Genomic DNA, 17,616 nt, shown 5'->3' with positions numbered 1-17,616 from the left:
TGCCTCTTTCTGAGGGAACATATCAATGTTTCCAACTAAATTCAAGATTTCAAAGTTCCGGTTTCGTTGTACAACGCTCACACACCAGAGCCTTTGGTCCTTCACGCGAAGATTAGATGCGGAGACTGTGCCGAGGGTTTAGAGGATTAGATTTTGAACTCCAAACCTTCTCGGGCACCATGGATTTCGAGGTCATACTTTTTCTTCCTGATCTCGGCTTTGCAGCGGTCAAGAATTTTGTCCACGGACTTATCATTCAAAGAAGGGTCGTAATGAAAGAGAAAAAGTTTCTTAACTCCTGCTTGGGCGGCGACCTTTAACGTGAAGAGGTAATCCGAGTGACCCCAGCCAATATGATCTCGGTATTGTTCGGGTGTATATGTCGAGTCGTGAATCAGGACATCAGCGCCTTTGATGAAATCGATGGTGCGACGGTTGGGGTCGCCGGGATAATTTTCAAACAGCTTCAGCACCCTCAGCTCATTGTTCGTGAAGTAGTGCGCTGTCTCTCTGCTGTACGGTTCGTTGTCACTGATGTATGCGAGCGTCTTGTTCCTGAAAGTTATTTTGTATCCTACCGTGAAGCCCGGGTGATTGACGTAAATGGTTTCCACTGTCGCGCCGAGCGCATTTATAGATCCTTCACCAAGCGGAATAAAATTGATTTTGGCGTCGAGCTCCGAAAGTTTCACGGGGAAATAAATTTTATTCATCTGTTCAGAAATGATCTCGTCGAGTTTCACTCCGTTTGCCTCCGGGCCCACTATTGTGATCTCGTTTCCCTCAATAAACGCGGGTCTGAAGAATGGGAATCCCTGGATATGGTCCCAGTGAGGATGTGTGATCATGATGTAGGCGCGGACTTTCTTTTTTCCCGCGACAAGTTTGTTGCCAAGATTTCTGATTCCGGTTCCGGCATCCAATATCAATAGGTTCCCGTTGTCGAGATGGACTTCGGTGCAAGAAGTATTGCCGCCGTATCGCATCGTGGACTTGCCGGGTGTCGCGATCGAGCCACGAACGCCCCAGAATTTCACTTTCATCGACGCCCCCCTCGTATCATTTGGTCTCCTGCTTTCTGTAGTTAGCTACATAATCCACATAATGCTGGGCCGACCGCGCGAGTCGATCGTACTCATCGCTGGTCAACTCCCGAACCACTCTTGCGGGGACCCCGGCCACCAGGCTTCTCGGCGGCACCACGAAACCTTCTCGAACAAGTGATCCGGCTGCCACCAGACTATGATCGCCGAGTTTGCATCCATCCAACAGAATTGCTCCCATACCAACCAGGCAATAATCCTCCACTGTGCACCCATGGATAACCGCGGCATGTCCTACGGTGACATTAGAAGCTACAAAAGTCGGAAATCTTTCGTAAGTAACGTGTATCACAGCGTTGTCCTGGATATTCGTCCTTTCGCCGATCCTAATATAATTCACGTCGCCGCGAATCACCGCATTGAACCATACGCTTGAATCTCTTCCGATGGTCACGTCGCCGATTATCCTGGCGCCCTCGGCCACGAACACACTTTCGTGGAGCAGAGGAGTTTTGTCGAGATGGGCCAGCCATATCATTCGCCACTCCTAACGGGAGACCAGTTGCTTCTCTTGATATCCTTGAGTTTCACGACTACGCTTCCAAGAATGACCTTGACATCCGCCTTAAGGGGAACTTGGGAGGAATCAGTGCTCATCCATCCGGTGAAATCACCTGTGACGCCGAAGAACCCTTTGAAGTTTATGTGACCCGACATACGGTTAGCATCCAAGGGAAAATCAAAAGCGGTTACGTTGCACGACTCGTGCCCCTCATTGATAGTCATTTCGACCGATGAAAGCACCGTGTCCACCACTATAGGGATATAAAGAAACGTCTTTTTGCCGTCCGCCCTTTTGCTCGCTTCGCGCAAGTAATAAAAGAAACTGAGACCGTCGGTGTAACCCTTGTCGAGCGGATAATCGAGACGGTTGATGACTTTCCCGTTCTCGGATTGCTCCCGTTCGATCGCTTTTCTCTCATAATCAAAATCATATCTCGTGTACACCCAGTTATCGCCTTGCTTCTGACTGTTCGAAGTCGAAAGACAATAAAATGTCTTAGCATCTGCATAGGTCTCGAAGACGGCATGCAAGTTCACGAATGGTATCCCGCTGTACGAATCGATGAAGGCTCTCAGGCGATACGCCGGCACTTTATTGAAGTCAGCTTTTCCGAGGACCTGAAATCTAACAGATCCTATCTTGAAGAGGAGATAGCTGGCTTCGAAAGTCATCTCTTCCCTGGGCTGCATCATGAAATCATCATCCGCGACCTGCCATCCGGCCGACTCAAGTGCACGATTCAGCCCGCCGAAAATCGATAGCGCATAAATGGTTCTTATGGAAAAAAGGATCGCGGCAAAGAAGATCAAAATGACGAGAGATACTTTCACGATCCTTCCGCGACTGAGAATTGAGCGAATGAATTTCATATTAATTCAGATTCAATTATAAGTCTATATGAATTCCGGTTGGATGGGTGTCGCGCCAGTCAGTATGGTGTAGAGAATTCGCGACGAGCCGGATTCTTAAACATAATCGCGGGTGTATGACAGACCCGGCTCAATGTCCTGCTGGGCAAACGACCGCAATATATCATCCCGCGATTCGGAGAATTCCGCTCCTCACTTCAGCAAGTTCTCAGGACGAAAATGTTTCTCAAGCGGCGGTTTCAAACGTCTACTTCAGCTTCAGGCCCGCTATCTCACTCGCCTCAGGGAAAAGGGTAACGGCTTTCTCGAATTGTTTATCGTAGTCAAGGACCACTCTGTACCATCCGTCATTTCCCCAGACATTTCGCCCTATCTGAGCCTTGATGAGCATCGCGACAATCTTCTCATTCGCATCGTACTCATCGCGGGTCACTTTGATACCGGCCTTTACTGCTTGTGAATATATGTCGTCGAGAATCTTACCGCCGACCTGAAAGTTCTCATCGAATTGCTCAAGGGTTCCGTAATCGCTTTTCAATTTTTCCTGCGATTGGCTGTAATGGCTGTCGACATATTCAAGGAAGATCCTCTTCACCTGAAAATCGTAAATGAAGTTTGGCACCTTCGCCATTTTTACGATGTAATCGGGAGTTATGCCGCCGCCGCCGTAGACGGCTCTTCCCGAAACGGTCTTATAGACCTCTCGTCCGGAATCGCTTTCAATGGTATGTGAAATATTGGACCCCGACTCCTCAGAGCTGTCGATCTGCATAGCCGCCATGAAGTACTTTGTGCGGTCCTTTCCGTAGGGCCGCTGAATCAGGCGGCCGCTGGGAGTATAATACCTAGCGACGGTGATCCGCACAGCAGAGCCATCTCTTAACGGGAACTGCCTTTGGACCAGTCCTTTTCCGAAGCTGGTCTCTCCCACGATCAAACCTCTGTCGAGGTCCTGAATAGAGCCTGAAACAATTTCGCTGGCCGAGGCCGAGCCGCCGTTTATAAGAACTATCAGGGGGATTTTAGTATAGCTTCCGCCCGTCGAAGCAAAATTCTCATTTGCCTGCTGCACTCTCCCTTTTGTGTAGACGATTGTCTTGCCATCGGGGACGAACTCGCTCGCGACATCGACTGCCTGGTCGAGAAGCCCGCCGGGATTGTCGCGCAGGTCGAGTATGAGCTCCTTCATGCCCTCCGATTTCAGTTTTTCAAGAGCAGCTTCCAGCTCTTTACTTGTGGTTTCAGCAAACCTGTTCACATATACATATCCCACCTCATCGGTCACCATAAAAGATGCCGACACCGAGTACAGAGGTATCTTGTCCCGCGTTATCTCGAACTCCAGCGGCTTGTTCATTCCGTTGCGAGCAACTGTAACCGTGACTTTCGTCCCCTTCGGTCCCCTCAATTTCTTCTGCACTTCGTCGCGCGTTATGCCTATCGCGGATTTCCCGTCTATCTCAATGATCTTGTCCCCGGCCTCAAGACCGACCATTTCGCTCGGACCACCCGCGATCGGAGAAACGACAAGGAGCGAATCGTTCACAACATCATACTCGATCCCGATCCCGTCGAACGAGCCTTTGAAGTCTTCTGAAATCTGCTGCACTTCTTTTGAGGGAATATAAACGGAGTGCGGATCAAGCTGGGTAAGAAGCCCGTTAATCGCCGCGTCGACGAGTTTCTGCGTGTCGATATTCTCGACGTAATATTTGTCGACCAGGCTGACCACGTCCTGAAATTTCTGGAGCTGGTCATATAAGTCGTCGCCGCTGAAAACATTTTGTATTTGCGTGCCAATCAGAATACCGACGATCATCAGGAAGATCGCCGCTGCAGTCGATAGCTTGCTCTTGAACAACTTCATGAATATCCCTTTCAGAAAATTCTCACACCTTATCAACAACTTATTCATCGGGTGTGTTCAACGTTTCTTTATGAAATTCGTCACATCGTCCTCACAAGAAAATATAAGATAAGCCCTTTTGCTCCACAAGGAAACCGTCAGAATTCGCGGTATAGCCCCGAATATTACCTCGATTTAGCCAGAATGAGCTTGAATCCGACTCTCAATTCCCTTTCGATCCTCTCGCGAGAGTGGAGAAGCATCGTCGAACTCTGGTATACTCTCTCAAAACCCGCCTCCGATAACGAGACGGTCTCGATTGGGAATCGCCACATGGTAAGGGGTCGGTCAGGCTCTATCTGGACCTTGAGTCCTTGCCACTCATCTGTAAGAGAAACCGATTTCACGGCGTCGGTAGTCCCTGAGCTCCTCAATCTCGGTTCGGCTGGCTTCGAACCGTTAATGGTGTAATACCTGTCATGGGCATCGCCCGCCATCAGCCCAAAATTAAATTCGACTCCGAAGTCCACATCTATCGGTGCGGGACCGAGGTTTTGCACGACATATCGGCATAAGATTGTTCCGGACCCGCCCGCAAACTCAAATGTCTTCACAATACGCACGGGCACGCCGTCTACGAAGCCGTCGCAGGACAGCTGAACGCTGGCCCGCCCGTTTCTGCGTTCAATCTTTTTCGAGTACGGGCTCTTCACAAAGCTGCCGAGCTCAGGATATTTGGCGGCAGCAAATTCCTCAAGAGTAGTCCGCCCGATGAAGTGGTCGATGAAAGATGCGCGCCTGTACCAGTCGTAGTTCAAGAGCTTCTCAAGTCCGGGTTCTTTTGACACGACCATTTCATGGATGCTCTGGATTCCTTCCCTGTTCGTGTCTGCGGCAGCGGGCTGCTTCAGTTTGTTGTGATACCCTTCCGGCCGGCGGCTGAGTATATCCATAAAATTAAACGGTACCGGTTTATAGTCGAGCTCGAAGAGTACGCCCCCCTCTTCAGGCTTCAAGTATGCGTCCAGGACATTCGTTTCCACAAGAATTTCCTCCGAGCCGTCCCTGTCGAAATCCTCATGAGTCACGGAGAGTTTAGGTTTCCTTTCGAGCCTGTCCAGCTCCACCTCGGCCTGTATAAGACTTTTGTACACCGGGTACCGAAGATTCGGCAGGTAGAGTCCTCCGAAGATACCGTGCCAGTACGGATCATTGCATTGGGCCGCCCAGATTTTATCCAGGACCCTGTCGACATTTTTTCCTCTCCTCTCGAGCGCGTGTGCCCGCTCGGAAAGTCTTATCATCTTTTTGTGTATGTTGTTTGACTCGGGATACTTCACGAGAAAATTCCTCCAGTAGCCGCCGCGGACGAACTCTTCGTAGACATCGAATATCTTCTCCGCTTTCAGGCGGTTCTCAAACTCCTCGTACTTCAAGAACAGCTCGGCTGGAAGCGCCCAGTGCAGCATTTCCGCATAAGACGCGTTCTGCAGGTACACTCTTCCTATCGGTTTCACCTTTTCCATCGCTTCTGAAAAGTGGATTATCCTTATCCAGTCCGAGTTCTCCTGCAATGCTGCGAAAAAATGTTCCAGCCAGCCATCCTGGTACACATGCTTGTAAGTGTGCGGCCACACTCCGAACTTTTCGCCGTCGTCGGCATAAACGGCAATTCTCGAACCGTCCTCGCTCGCAATTGAACGAAGGTAATCAACGGTCTTTTCGACAGATTGGAACGGGATCGTGTACCTCAGCATTTTGCTGATCGGAAAAATGTTGACAGTTTTTCCCTGCTCTTCCGTCACGTAATACCCGAGAAGGTCTTCGTCCTTGAGTCCGACATACTTGAAATGGGTATCGTCGATGACGACTGATTTTATGCCCGCTTCCGCAATCGGCTTCACAATGTGCTGTTCCCACACCCTTTCAGCGAGCCACATTCCGGTGGGAGAAATGTTGAAGTTCTTCTTTATATAATCGTTGAGCTTTCTTATTTGACCTGACTTGTCTTTGTCGGGTATGATCGCGAGAATCGGTTCGTAGAAGCCGCCAGACATAAGGTGAACCTGACCTGACTTGATAAGCGATTTCAGTTCCACCATGATTTCTGGATGATGTTTCTTGAGCCATTCGAAAAGAAAACCGGTGTAATGTTGTGAGACTTTTATTTTCGGGTATTTCTTCAGGACATCGAGGAAAGGTTTATATGATTTCTGATAAGCATCTTCGATCACATGATCGAAATTTCCGATAGGCTGATGATTATGAATGCCTAAAACTAGATTGATGGTTTTCATCCGGGAATCAGCTTTCACTTTTCAGGTTTCATTTGGGGAAAGAATATCACATCTCTTATCGAGTCTTTATTCGTCAGGATCATAGTGAGTCTGTCTATTCCGATTCCGAGTCCGGCTGTAGGCGGCATGCCGTACTCCAGGGCGCGGACATAATCGTCGTCGACGACCATCGCTTCTTCGTCGCCCTTGGCCTTCAACCGCGCCTGGTCATCGAACCGTGCCCGCTGGTCAAGGGGATCGTTCAGCTCGCTAAACGCGTTCGCGAGCTCGTGCCCATTGCATATGAGTTCAAACCGCTCCACCAAACCGGACTTCGATCGATGGCGTTTAGCAAGTGGCGACATCTCAACCGGGTAATCAGTAATAAAAGTAGGTTGAATCAGTTTCGGTTCGACGAGCTCAGAGAATATCGCGTCGATAATCCTGCCCGATCCCAGTGATGCCTCGACCGGCACGTGGAGTCTCTTCGCAATGGCACCGAGCTCGGCTTCGCTTTTTCCGGACACGTCCTCGCCTGCATATTCCTTGATCGAATCGAACATCGTAAGCCGCTTCCACGCCGGGGTGAAATCTATCTCGTTCTGACCTACAGCCACTTTCGCTCCGCCCGTGACTCGCATGCTGACCTCGTAAACGAGCTGTTCCACAAGTGACATCATCCACTCGTAATCCTTGTACGAGACATACAGCTCAAGCATAGTGAACTCCGGATTGTGGGACTTATCCATCCCTTCGTTCCGGAAATCCTTTCCGATCTCATAAACTCCTTCGAATCCCCCGACGATCAGCCTCTTCAAATAGAGTTCGTCTGATATCCTGAGGAAGAGCGGCATAGCTAACGCGTTGTGATGAGTGGTGAATGGTCGTGCCGCCGCTCCGCCGTAGATCGGCTGAAGGACCGGCGTTTCCACCTCGAGATAGCCGCGTTCGTCGAGAAATTTCCTGATCGTGCTAACTACCCTCGCGCGCTTGACAAATACTTCCTTCACTTCAGGATTGACGGCCAAATCGACATACCGCTGCCTGTATCGAAGTTCCTTGTCAGAAAAAGGATCATAAACTGTTTTGTTCCCCTGCTCGTCGACTTTCTCCTTCACCACCGGCAGAGGACGGATTGACTTGGACAGGATCTCAAGGTTCCTGGCGTGAACGGAAATCTCTCCGGTCCTCGTCCTGAACGCGAATCCTCTCACACCGATGAAGTCGCCGATGTCCATCAACCTGAAACGGTCGTACACTTCCCCGAGATCATCTCGCCTGAGATAAATCTGTATTCGTCCCTTCGAATCCTGAATATGACAGAATGACGCTTTCCCCATTCGTCGCAAAGACATAATGCGCCCCGCGACCGCGACGTTCTCAAAAGGGACATCGTCCTTGAATGTGTTCAGGATATCCGTGGAATAGTTATTTGTTTTGAAACTGTATGTGTATGGATTTACGTTTTCACTTTTCAGCGCCTCGAGCTCTTCAATTCTCCTCTTTGTAAGCTCGTTCTGCTCACGTTCGAACGAATCTCTACCCAAGGACTGACCTTCGTCTTCGATCAATACTTTCTCCTGCTCACGGTTGTATTACTCTTGAGGTTGACCAGCACCAGCTTCTTGTCGACATTTGTAATCTGATCCATACCTTTAAAGATGATGTCGACAACTTCGACGGACTCAACGTATTTCAGATTCCTTGAATGCAAGAGTTCACCTTTGAAGTCGCCGCCCTTCAAAACAAGCGCGGTTCCACCGGGGACGAATCCTGTTTCGAGCATTTCCAGCTCCCGGAGAAATCCGCGCGACCATTTGATCACTTGATCGAGCTTTCCTGCGGCTCTACTTACAACATAATCAAAATGGCCCTGAAATTCACGCGCTCTGGCCACTTCTTCAGCTCTGGCGTTAACAACTTTTACTGATGACAATCCCATTTTGCCGACAATGTCCGAGACGGCGGCAGTTTTTTTCGAAATGGAATCGATAAGCAGAATTTCCATATCCGGGTAGATAATCTTCAGTGGAATTCCTGGAAGTCCTCCGCCGGTCCCAAGATCAACCAGACGCGCATCGCTCTTCAATCTGGTCAGAAAGAGGAAGGATATGGAATTCAGAATATGGTTTGAATAGAAATTCAGTTCGTCCTTCCGGGAGATGAGGTTCAGGTTCGCATTCCATGAAAGAAGGAGATCTCTGTATTTTTCAAACTGGTCGGCCTGGTGCCTGTTGATCGACAACCCGTTTTGTTCGCAGATAGAAACGAACCAGGAAATGTCTTTCATTTAAAAGTGAAATTGCAGAGTCGTGTGCAGATCATATCCTGGAGATGGTTCACCGAATCGACGGGCGTCGTGAAGTGATTCAGGAACATAGAGTATGCGAGAAGATCGCCGTCAGCTGTCGTGAGATATCCTGAGAGGGAGCGCGCATTCTCGATAAATCCGGTTTTTCCGCGGACGTTCCCCTCGGCTTTCGTCCCCCTCATCCTGAATTGTAAGGTGCCGTCTATCCCTGCTATCGGCAGCGAATCGTAGAAATATTTCCACAACGGGCTTTTGTTCATCGCGACAAGAATTTTAACTATGTCGTCGGGGCTGACCAGATCCCACGAAGACAATCCGGATCCATCCGCGATCTCAATCCGCGACGTATCAATTCCGACCGAACCAAGAAATTGAGTCTCAACAACGCGGGAGTTGCCTGACGCGCCAAGTCCGAATTTTTGCCGGCCAAGTGTCCTGAAAACCTGTTCGGCCCAAAGATTCTGGCTCCTTTTATTTATGACATCAATGATTTGACTTAGCGGTGGCGAGGTGTAGCTTGCGACCTCCCACATCACCTGCGGAACGGGAAAATCGCGCGCGGAGCCGGGATCACCGACCACGAGCGGTCGACCGACCACTCTTATTCCGTTTGCGCCGAGCGTTTCGTTCAAAACCGTGACGGCATACCTGGAGGGGTCGTGAACCGTAAGCGAGATCATCATGCTGTCGAGATTGAGCGGATAGTTGCCGACTATGTGAATGACATTGGTGGCGGCATCCCTGTAGAAGTCGAGCGTATTGACTGTGTCGTTAACTGTCGCAGACGAGTTCACGAATGAGACATAACCGGTGTGAGGCTGAGTGGCGAACTGAACCGGTGTTCCGATCTTACCCGGCTTGAGAGTGAGGTCGATGCAGTTGTCATTGAAAGTAAGCCCGGATATCCTCGCAGCGTACCAGTATACATATTCGTGCCAGTCAAGACTCCACCCGCCTCCCACAGGAACGTTATCGAAGCACCTGTTGTCGCCGATAATGTTTCCCGTGACCACCTTGACGTTCAATAACTTGAGCGTGTCAGCCCAGTCATCAAAGGTCTTGATCACGTTGCCGTTTGTGAATCTTCCCGAAATAGTCGGGTCTCCGGATCCGACGACATACAAGTCGCCGAACAACGTATCGTCGAGTATATAGCCGTACGCCATGAGTGAGGTGTGATAAGTGAAGTCGGGGCCGAGCTGATTCAGCGCGGTCGATGTAGTAAGGAGTTTCATGTTCGAAGCCGGTGCAAAGTCGCGCCCGGCGTTGTGACTGAACAGCTCTTCGCCTGTTCGAAGATCCTTCACTTCGATCCCGATGAAGGCGTTCGAAAAAGTGCTATCGGAAATGAAAGCGTCGAGGTCCGATCTCAAAGTGAGGAGGGCTTGCGGTTCCTGGGCGTAGACAGCTACTTGAGCAAGAAGAAGGACGGAGAAGAGAAGTTTTCTCCCCATCAGGGATTTGGAAGGTCGACGAGTTTCCGGAGCGCGGCTATTTCCTTCCTGGCGAGATTCCGCCAGCCGCCGCGTTGAAGGCCGCGATGGTTCAACCCGGCATATGAATATCTGTCGAGCTGCACGACCCTTATGTCCAGTGATTCGAATAGCCTTCTTATCAGATGATGCTTCCCTTCATGTACGGCAATCCCGATCTCCGTTGCACCGCTTTCCGGAAGAACATATACGTCATTGGGAATGGTTACGGAACCGTCCAGCATAATACCTTTCTTCAAACGCAGAAGCTCCCTCTCCCGCAGCGGACGGTCGATCGTGGCTTTGTAAATTTTTATCACTTCGTGTCTAGGATGCATCAACCTGTTCGCGAGCTCGCCGTCATTCGTGAGCAACAGGACTCCCGTTGTATTCCTGTCGAGCCGTCCGACGGGATATACTCGTTCACGAACATTTACGACGTCAAGTATGCTGCGTCTTCCTTTTTCATCGTGGACGGTCGTCACTACGTCCTTCGGCTTATTCACGAGGATGTATACCAGATTAGTCTGGAGTCTCGCTCCCCTCCCGTCGACTGTGACCTTATCCTTTTGCGGATCGACTTTCGTCCCGAGTTCAGTCACGGTCCTGCCATTTATTTTGACTCTACCTCCAGCTATCATCTGGTCGGCTTTACGACGTGAGGTGATCCCCGATGAAGAGAGATACTTATTGAGTCGAACCAGCTCCGCCACTCGCTTACTCTTGCCCCGTTCCGTTTGGAGGCGTCTGCTCAGAACTCCCTTCGGCAGCTGTTTTGTTTTCTGACAACGGTTGTTCCGTAAGCGCTGTAATTTCCAGTTGTATCGACTCCTCCGCGCCCTTGCTTCTGATTTCCCTGATTATTTCATCAATCTCTCGGAGTTTTGGCAAATCCTCGAGATTCTTCAGTGCAAATAGCTTCAAAAATTTTTGCGTTGTGCCGTATAGCAGAGGCCTTCCGACTGTGTCAGCCCTTCCGATAACCGTCACGATTTCCTTCTCGAGCAAACTGTGGAGTACATAGTCGACATTCACACCGCGAATCGATTCGATCTCCGGCTTCGTCACAGGCTGTTTGTACGCGATGATCGCAAGCGACTCCAGCGCGGAGTTCGAGAGCTTCCTCTTCGCTCTTTCCTTGAAAAGGATGGAGATCCACTGTGCCATTTCCTTTCGTGTGGCGTACTGGAAGCCGTTCGCGATTTCAATTATACGGAATCCGCTTCCTTCCGAATCGTACTTTGCGTTCAGAGCATCGATGCGCGCGGTGATCGCGTCGGGGTTCACCCTGCCGAACGCATGGGATGCGTCAAGGACAGTCTTTATTTGCGACGCTGGAATCGGTTCATCGGAGGCAAAAATTACCGCCTCAATTATGTGCGCAAGTTCATCGATGACTTCATCACGGGACTGGACCGCCTCAGAAGTGGAACCGGTTTCAGCATTCACTATCTGGTCGAGACCGCTCAACGAAGCAGCCGCCTGTTCGTTCTCAGTTTTTTCCGGAGTGCTCACACTCTCAGTATTCTCCAAAATGTTCCGATGTTCGTCACCGCCGGTCAATTCGTCACCTGAGGGCAAGTCTGCTCGGTTCTCACTCTTCGGTTCCGCAGAGGTCATCGCATTTTCTTCGCGAGAGGCTCCGATAGGATCGGGTATTGATTTTTCGGTGTCTCCATTGCTGCGGATCTCGTTCGGATCCCGGTTCAACCCATCTTCAGGATAGTTCTGCTTCGGCATTATTCTCTATTACATCTTCGAACTTAGAAATTATGAAATCGTTGAAGGCACCACTGGTCTGGACGCGCAGAACATTTCTTTTTATCAGCTCTAGCAACGCTATGAAAGTCACAACGAGTGTTATCCTCTCATGAATTTGAGCAGCGAGCTCGAGAAAATGGATTGTGGCTCTGTCTTTAAGAGAATCCACCAGAAATTCGATCTGTTCATCTATCGTAACGCTCAGTCGCTGGATACTGTGAAAAGGTGTTGACTCGAATTTATCCATCGCGCGCTTGAACGCGGTAACCAGATCTATGAGTGTCGCATTCTTCAGCTGCTCGTCTTCAGGACTCGAGTGCTGTCGCTCGTCCTGGCGGAAATAAGTCCTGTAAAACAGCCTTCCGCCCGCTTCTTCCAGAACTCCGAAGTTTCTCGCGCCTTCCTTGAAGCGAGCATACTCGGCGAGTCTATCGGCAAGTTCGCGGCGCGGATCATCCTCTACGAGATCTTCGATTCCTTCTTCGTGCGGGAGGAGCATGCGCACCTTAATTTGCATAAGGGTCGCAGCCATAACAATAAAATCGCCGGCTACTTCGAGATCCAGCAGCTGGAGATATCTTACATAATCGAGAAACTCTTTTGTGATTTGAGCGATCGGAATATCGTAAATATCCAGCTGATCGCGCTTGATAAAGAACAGGAGAAGGTCAAGTGGGCCTTCGAAGTCGTTCAACTTAACTCTGTACGTCATCCCATCTTCATTGCTTGGTGAACCTGGTCCATGGTGTGTTTCGCGATCACTTTTGCCTCTTCTTCTCCGCGCTCCAGTATCTTTTCGACTTTATGCGGGTTCTGTTCAAATTCTTTCCGGCGCTCGTGCATAGGCGCCAGGAACGCGTTGATGCGGTCAGCCGCCCGCATCTTGCAATCGACACAACCGAGCTCGCCGCTCTCGCATCCGCGGCGGATTTCTTTTTCTTCCGCGGCGTTGAACTTCTGGTGATAAGTAAACACGAGACAAATGTCCGGCCTTCCGGGATCGCCCTTTCTGATCTTTTGCGGATCAGTAACAGCCTTCTTCATTTTCTTTTTTACTTCTTCGGGAGATTCGGAAAGGAGAATGCCGTTGTTCAGAGATTTGCTCATCCTTCTTCCGTCGAGTCCGGGAAGTCTCGCGAATTTCGTCAGCAGCCCCGCCGGTTCCGGGAAAACATTCCCATATTGATTGTTGAAGTCCCTGGCAATCTCGCGCGTGACTTCAATATGCGGGAGCTGGTCTTCACCGACAGGAACCACTTCGCCCTTGTACAGGAGAATGTCGGCAGCCTGGAGCACTGGATATCCGAGATATCCGTAACTGATCGGACCGAGATGAAGATCGCGCACCTGCTCCTTCAGCGTGGGATTTCGTTCGAGCCTCGACTTGGTAATCAGCATCGAAAAGATCAGATGGAGTTCGGCGTGCTCCTTTACCTTGGATTGTCTGAACATGGGACTGTGCTCCGGATCTATTCCTGCCGCGAGCCAGTCCATAACCATATCGATAGTCAAATCGTAAATCTTCGACGAATCGAGATTGGTGGTAAGCGCATGGTAATCGGCTACGAGGTGATAGTTCTGGTACCCGCCTTCGTTTTGGAGTGCGACCCAATTTTCAAGTGCCCCGGCCCAGTGGCCGAGATGCAACTTGCCTGTCGGACGCATCCCGCTTAGGATGATCTTCTTATTCGGCATTGTGCGTCAAATTTAAGATATTTTTCTACTTCATAAAAAGGTACGGCTTCCATTTTTCGTCAATTCTTCCGACGAAATGTCTTATGAAAGCCACATGGTTCGGTCGGCGAGGAGAAGAAACCAGTTTCATTCCGGCTTCTTCGGGAGTACGGTCGCCCTTCTTGTTGTTGCATTTCATGCACGCGCAGACGAGGTTTTCCCATGTCTCTTCACCTCCGCGCGTCTTGGGGATAACGTGATCGACTGTGAGAGGGAGATCTCCTCGTCCGCAATACTGGCACCTGTTGCCATCGCGTCTGAGGATGTTCTTCCTTGAAAGGATCACTCGCTTGTGTGGTACACGGTAGAAGACAGAGAGTCGCAGGATGCTGGGCATGGGAAGCGATGTCGACACCGATCGCAGAACCATCCCATCATATCTTTCGATCAATTCTGCTTTACCGAGATAAAGAAGGATGACCGCTTTTTTCCAGCTGCAGATAGTAAGCGGTTCGTAGTTTTGGTTTAGAAGTAAAACTTTTCCGTAGCTCCTGTCACGAGTATAACCCGGGTCGCTTCGCATCGAATACTGGCGCGCACCTTCGGACAGGTCGTGATCATTTTGCGCAATCTTGTGATCATAATAGCTGAAGACTCAAACACCTCTCTTTCGTCAGATTATCCTGCAGGCTCCGACAAATTTTGCCAGAAGATTCTTGTCGAAGTCCTTCCTTCCTCTGTCAAAGCTGCCAACCCTGACAAACCCTGAGGAATGGATAAACTGTTTGTTCTTTCCGATATACAGCGCGACATGACTAATTTTATCGCCATTTGACGAAAAAAACAACAAATCTCCCGCCCTTAGTTTTCTGAAACTCTTTCCGATTGCCTTTCCGGCTTGGAATTGAAGATCCGCATCGCGCGGCAGTGCGATTCCGTTGAGCGCAAACACTGTCTGGATGAACCCGGAACAGTCGAATCCCATCGGGCTTCTCCCTCCCCACACGTATGAAACTCCCTTGAATGAAAACGCCGTCGCCAGAAGCCGACCAATGGAAAAATCCGACTCCGGAATGTTCTCGACCGCGGATGTTTTCTCAACGAACGTGATATCGCCGTCAGGTGTTTTTATTTTCCAGAATCCGTCCGTCTGTCCGGCAACCGCAAGTGGACAACCGCGAACTATTTCCCGGGCAATTCCGGACGAGGAGTCAGGCTCTTCGAGAAGTCCCGCAGTCTTTTTCGAAACATACATCCTGGAGATGGATTCAAACTTCCGGTATTCATCTTCCTTGAAAAGTGATACCTGGGCGAGTGCGACCCAGCCGATATATCCGTCGGTTGTCAGTCGGACTCTGACCCAGTTGTCACGAATTTGAAGGACATCGAAAGATTCTCCGTACAGGACTTGAGTCACCTGTTCCGATGTGGAGTCGTCGAAGCGCCTGACAGGCGCGACACCGACTCGACAAATTCCAAACTTCTTTCTTCCGACTTCTTCGCCCGGCAACAGCGCCAATTTGATCTTGAAGCCGTACTTATGAGCCTGATAAATCTCGGAGACGCGGATTGCATTTGAGATTGAGTCCGTAACTACTGCGAAAAACTTCTTTCCGGGCGAGCATTCCAGAACGCCAAATCGGGTGTCGACTCTCAACTTTCTTTTAAGACGCCCCTCGAATTCACTCCGAGAGCGGGTTTTACCATTCCCAGACATAGTAGTGAAAATATATTACCGGCCCACCTGCGAAACAATGAGGAGAATTAGTAGGTAGTGTCTCACTTTTAAATGCTTCTGTCACCCCGAACGCTGGATGGGGGCATTCCAGTCCAGACTCGTTTCGGCGTCCAGAACCAGATGCTGCAAGTGAAATCGCTCCGGAGGTGAGTGGCGGGTGGATTCACATAGGAGTTCAAGATTTAACATTATAGCGAGAATGATAGGTCCACTTTATCCACCTGCGCCAAAAACTTCTCTTGAAGTTTTTCCTACTCGGGCATAAATTTTTATCACCCATCATTAATCCCAAAGGAGATGAGCGATGAAGCTTTTCGTTTGCGTCAACCAGGTTCCTGATACCGAAACAAAAGTGAAGGTAGGTGATGACGGCAAGACGATTGACCGATCTGAGATCAACGTCATCCTTAATCCGTACGACGAAATTGCGATTGAGGCGGCGCTCCAGCTTAAGGACAAATCTCCTTCTGAAGTAACATACGTTTCAATAGGAGGCGATTCGAACAAGGACGTGATCCGAAAGGCTCTCGCGATGGGAGGTGATAAAGGCGTCCTGGTGAAGACCGGTATGGCCAGAGATTCGTTCGCGGTCGCGTCTATGATCGCGTCGGCACTAAAGGACTCGGGCGCAGATATCATCTTCTTCGGCAAGCAATCGATAGACTACGATGATTCGGCGGTAGGCACAATGGCAGCCGAACTTCTCGGTCTCCCTTCCGCGTCCGTGGTCGTGAAACTGGATGTGAATGAAGCCGATCGGAAAGTGGTGTGCGAGAGAGAAATTGAAGGCGGCAGGGAGACGGTGGAGCTTTCGATGCCTTGTGTGATCACGGCGCAGAAAGGACTTAACGAACCGCGGTACCCGTCTTTGAAAGGTATCATGGCCGCGAAGTCGAAACCGGTTCAGGAAGTGGCGCCGGGTACAACGGCAGCGTTTACGGAGACAACCGTAATGAAGAAGCCTGCAATAAAACAGGCAGGCAGAATTCTCGGCACAGACAAGACCGCAGTCGATGAGCTTGTGAGACTGCTTCACGAAGAAGCAAAAGTTATCTGACACAGGAGAACGTGATGAAGATACTGGCGTTTGCGGAACAGCGGGAAGGTAAGTTCAAGAAAGTCGCATTTGAAGTTGCGGGCGCCGCAGTGCGCCTCGCGCAGGAGCTCGGAGCCGAAGCACTGGCAACGGTCATCGGCAATGACGTCTCGGCTATCGCGCCGGAACTTGGAGGTTGCGGAATAAAAAAGGTGTACGCTGTAGATGATCGACGGCTTAACTTGTATTCCACGACAGCGTATGCAAAAGGACTCGCGGCAGTTGCGGACGCAATTTCGGCGGATGTCATACTTCTGCCGGCGAGCGCGATGGGGAAGGACCTCGGTGCCAGACTCGCCGCAAAATTGAAAGCCGGACTGGCAGCAGACTGTGTGGGGATACGTTCCGAGTCCGGCTCGATCATTGCGACAAGACCTGTATACGCGGGGAAAGCTTTAATCGATGTCAAAGTCAATTCAGAAAAGGAAGTGTTTACCCTTCGGCCGAATGTATTCAGTCCCGGTCCTTCCGACGGTTCCAGGGCTGCATGTGAAAAAGTGGCTGTGAAATTCGAAGATTCAGATTTTGCATCCAGGGTCACGTCTGTAGCCGTGACGAAAGCCGGCAGGCCCGACTTGACCGAAGCCGAAATAATAGTTTCAGGCGGGCGGGGACTCGGCGGACCGCAGAATTTCAAGATGATCGAAGATCTCGCGGATGCGATGGGGGCAGCCGTCGGCGCTTCCCGCGCAGTCGTAGACGCAGGATGGAGACCTCATGACGACCAGGTCGGGCAAACCGGAAAGACCGTGTTGCCCTCATTATATGTTGCGGTCGCCATCTCGGGCGCGATCCAGCACCTTGCCGGCATGTCGTCCTCAAAATGCATAGTAGCCGTGAACAAGGACAAAGACGCGCCGATCTTCCAGGTCGCGGATTACGGAATTATCGGAGATGCTTTCGAGATCGTACCCGAGATAACGGCACGTGTGAGAAAGGCTCTTGGAAAAGATTGACTCTTTCCG

At 50.4% G+C, this 17,616-nt stretch carries 16 protein-coding genes; 2 read left to right on the top strand and 14 right to left on the bottom strand.

All coding sequences use genetic code 11. The features are described 5' to 3' along the window. Positions 1–146: 146 nt before the first annotated feature. The 14 genes from VIS48_11765 to VIS48_11700 all read right to left on the bottom strand — a co-directional run bounded on the left by VIS48_11765 (position 147) and on the right by VIS48_11700 (position 15,474). Complete coding sequence (locus VIS48_11765) at positions 147–1,043, bottom strand: MBL fold metallo-hydrolase (GenBank protein ID HEY9166829.1); 897 nt, start codon at positions 1,041–1,043, stop codon at positions 147–149. A gap of 16 nt (positions 1,044–1,059) precedes the next feature. Next, positions 1,060–1,581 carry a gamma carbonic anhydrase family protein gene (locus VIS48_11760; protein HEY9166828.1) on the bottom strand — a complete coding sequence of 174 codons (522 nt, stop codon included), beginning with the start codon at positions 1,579–1,581 and terminating at the stop codon, positions 1,060–1,062. Continuing rightward, positions 1,578–2,438, bottom strand: coding sequence for a DUF3108 domain-containing protein (locus VIS48_11755; GenBank protein HEY9166827.1), 861 nt, complete (start codon positions 2,436–2,438; stop codon positions 1,578–1,580). The genes VIS48_11760 and VIS48_11755 overlap by 4 nt, the downstream gene beginning before the upstream one ends. A gap of 286 nt (positions 2,439–2,724) precedes the next feature. Beyond that, positions 2,725–4,392 (bottom strand): S41 family peptidase, encoded by a 1,668-nt coding sequence (locus VIS48_11750; protein HEY9166826.1) that lies wholly within the window; start codon positions 4,390–4,392, stop codon positions 2,725–2,727. A gap of 116 nt (positions 4,393–4,508) precedes the next feature. Further along, complete coding sequence (locus VIS48_11745; protein ID HEY9166825.1) at positions 4,509–6,620, bottom strand: alpha-amylase/4-alpha-glucanotransferase domain-containing protein; 2,112 nt, start codon at positions 6,618–6,620, stop codon at positions 4,509–4,511. Between the two features lie 14 nt (positions 6,621–6,634). Then, positions 6,635–8,170 carry a lysine--tRNA ligase gene (gene lysS / locus VIS48_11740; protein ID HEY9166824.1) on the bottom strand — a complete coding sequence of 512 codons (1,536 nt, stop codon included), beginning with the start codon at positions 8,168–8,170 and terminating at the stop codon, positions 6,635–6,637. Continuing rightward, on the bottom strand, positions 8,167–8,889 hold the full coding sequence (gene rsmG / locus VIS48_11735) for a 16S rRNA (guanine(527)-N(7))-methyltransferase RsmG (protein ID HEY9166823.1): 723 nt from the start codon (positions 8,887–8,889) through the stop codon (positions 8,167–8,169). Before rsmG ends, lysS begins: the two co-directional genes overlap by 4 nt. Next, on the bottom strand, positions 8,886–10,364 hold the full coding sequence (gene dacB / locus VIS48_11730) for a D-alanyl-D-alanine carboxypeptidase/D-alanyl-D-alanine-endopeptidase (GenBank protein ID HEY9166822.1): 1,479 nt from the start codon (positions 10,362–10,364) through the stop codon (positions 8,886–8,888). Before dacB ends, rsmG begins: the two co-directional genes overlap by 4 nt. Continuing rightward, entirely contained in the window at positions 10,364–11,095 is a 732-nt protein-coding gene (locus tag VIS48_11725; GenBank protein HEY9166821.1) for a pseudouridine synthase, read from the bottom strand. Before VIS48_11725 ends, dacB begins: the two co-directional genes overlap by 1 nt. A gap of 4 nt (positions 11,096–11,099) precedes the next feature. Continuing rightward, positions 11,100–12,122 carry an SMC-Scp complex subunit ScpB gene (gene scpB / locus VIS48_11720; GenBank protein HEY9166820.1) on the bottom strand — a complete coding sequence of 341 codons (1,023 nt, stop codon included), beginning with the start codon at positions 12,120–12,122 and terminating at the stop codon, positions 11,100–11,102. Further along, positions 12,100–12,855: a segregation/condensation protein A gene (locus VIS48_11715; GenBank protein ID HEY9166819.1), complete on the bottom strand. Its 756-nt coding sequence runs from the start codon at positions 12,853–12,855 to the stop codon at positions 12,100–12,102. Before VIS48_11715 ends, scpB begins: the two co-directional genes overlap by 23 nt. After that, positions 12,852–13,838: a tryptophan--tRNA ligase gene (gene trpS, locus VIS48_11710; protein HEY9166818.1), complete on the bottom strand. Its 987-nt coding sequence runs from the start codon at positions 13,836–13,838 to the stop codon at positions 12,852–12,854. The genes VIS48_11715 and trpS overlap by 4 nt, the downstream gene beginning before the upstream one ends. A 25-nt stretch (positions 13,839–13,863) precedes the next feature. Then, the gene (locus VIS48_11705) at positions 13,864–14,400 is read right to left on the bottom strand and encodes an HNH endonuclease (protein ID HEY9166817.1); all 537 of its coding nucleotides are present in this window, start codon (positions 14,398–14,400) and stop codon (positions 13,864–13,866) included. 90 nt (positions 14,401–14,490) lie between these two features. Then, positions 14,491–15,474, bottom strand: a complete 984-nt coding sequence (locus VIS48_11700; protein HEY9166816.1) for a C40 family peptidase — start codon at positions 15,472–15,474, stop codon at positions 14,491–14,493. 385 nt (positions 15,475–15,859) lie between these two features. Here VIS48_11700 and VIS48_11695 point away from each other — a divergent pair, with 385 nt between their 5' ends. Both VIS48_11695 and VIS48_11690 read left to right on the top strand, forming a co-directional pair. Next, entirely contained in the window at positions 15,860–16,612 is a 753-nt protein-coding gene (locus tag VIS48_11695; protein ID HEY9166815.1) for an electron transfer flavoprotein subunit beta/FixA family protein, read from the top strand. Between the two features lie 14 nt (positions 16,613–16,626). Further along, the gene (locus VIS48_11690; GenBank protein HEY9166814.1) at positions 16,627–17,607 is read left to right on the top strand and encodes an electron transfer flavoprotein subunit alpha/FixB family protein; all 981 of its coding nucleotides are present in this window, start codon (positions 16,627–16,629) and stop codon (positions 17,605–17,607) included. Positions 17,608–17,616 lie beyond the last annotated feature (9 nt).

Source organism: Candidatus Kryptoniota bacterium (assembly GCA_036567965.1).
Lineage (GTDB): Bacteria > Bacteroidota > Ignavibacteria > Kryptoniales > JAKASW01 > JAKASW01.
This window is presented reverse-complemented; position numbering and strand designations above follow the sequence as displayed.

Coding starts and splice junctions, on each gene's coding strand:
- trpS (HEY9166818.1), bottom strand. CDS start 13,838: ATGCCGAATAAGAAGATCATCCTAAGCGGGATGCGTCCGACAGGCAAG.
- VIS48_11690 (HEY9166814.1), top strand. CDS start 16,627: ATGAAGATACTGGCGTTTGCGGAACAGCGGGAAGGTAAGTTCAAGAAA.
- scpB (HEY9166820.1), bottom strand. CDS start 12,122: ATGCCGAAGCAGAACTATCCTGAAGATGGGTTGAACCGGGATCCGAAC.
- VIS48_11765 (HEY9166829.1), bottom strand. CDS start 1,043: ATGAAAGTGAAATTCTGGGGCGTTCGTGGCTCGATCGCGACACCCGGC.
- dacB (HEY9166822.1), bottom strand. CDS start 10,364: ATGGGGAGAAAACTTCTCTTCTCCGTCCTTCTTCTTGCTCAAGTAGCT.
- VIS48_11695 (HEY9166815.1), top strand. CDS start 15,860: ATGAAGCTTTTCGTTTGCGTCAACCAGGTTCCTGATACCGAAACAAAA.
- VIS48_11760 (HEY9166828.1), bottom strand. CDS start 1,581: ATGATATGGCTGGCCCATCTCGACAAAACTCCTCTGCTCCACGAAAGT.
- VIS48_11715 (HEY9166819.1), bottom strand. CDS start 12,855: ATGACGTACAGAGTTAAGTTGAACGACTTCGAAGGCCCACTTGACCTT.
- VIS48_11705 (HEY9166817.1), bottom strand. CDS start 14,400: ATGCGAAGCGACCCGGGTTATACTCGTGACAGGAGCTACGGAAAAGTT.
- VIS48_11750 (HEY9166826.1), bottom strand. CDS start 4,392: ATGAATAAGTTGTTGATAAGGTGTGAGAATTTTCTGAAAGGGATATTC.
- rsmG (HEY9166823.1), bottom strand. CDS start 8,889: ATGAAAGACATTTCCTGGTTCGTTTCTATCTGCGAACAAAACGGGTTG.
- VIS48_11745 (HEY9166825.1), bottom strand. CDS start 6,620: ATGAAAACCATCAATCTAGTTTTAGGCATTCATAATCATCAGCCTATC.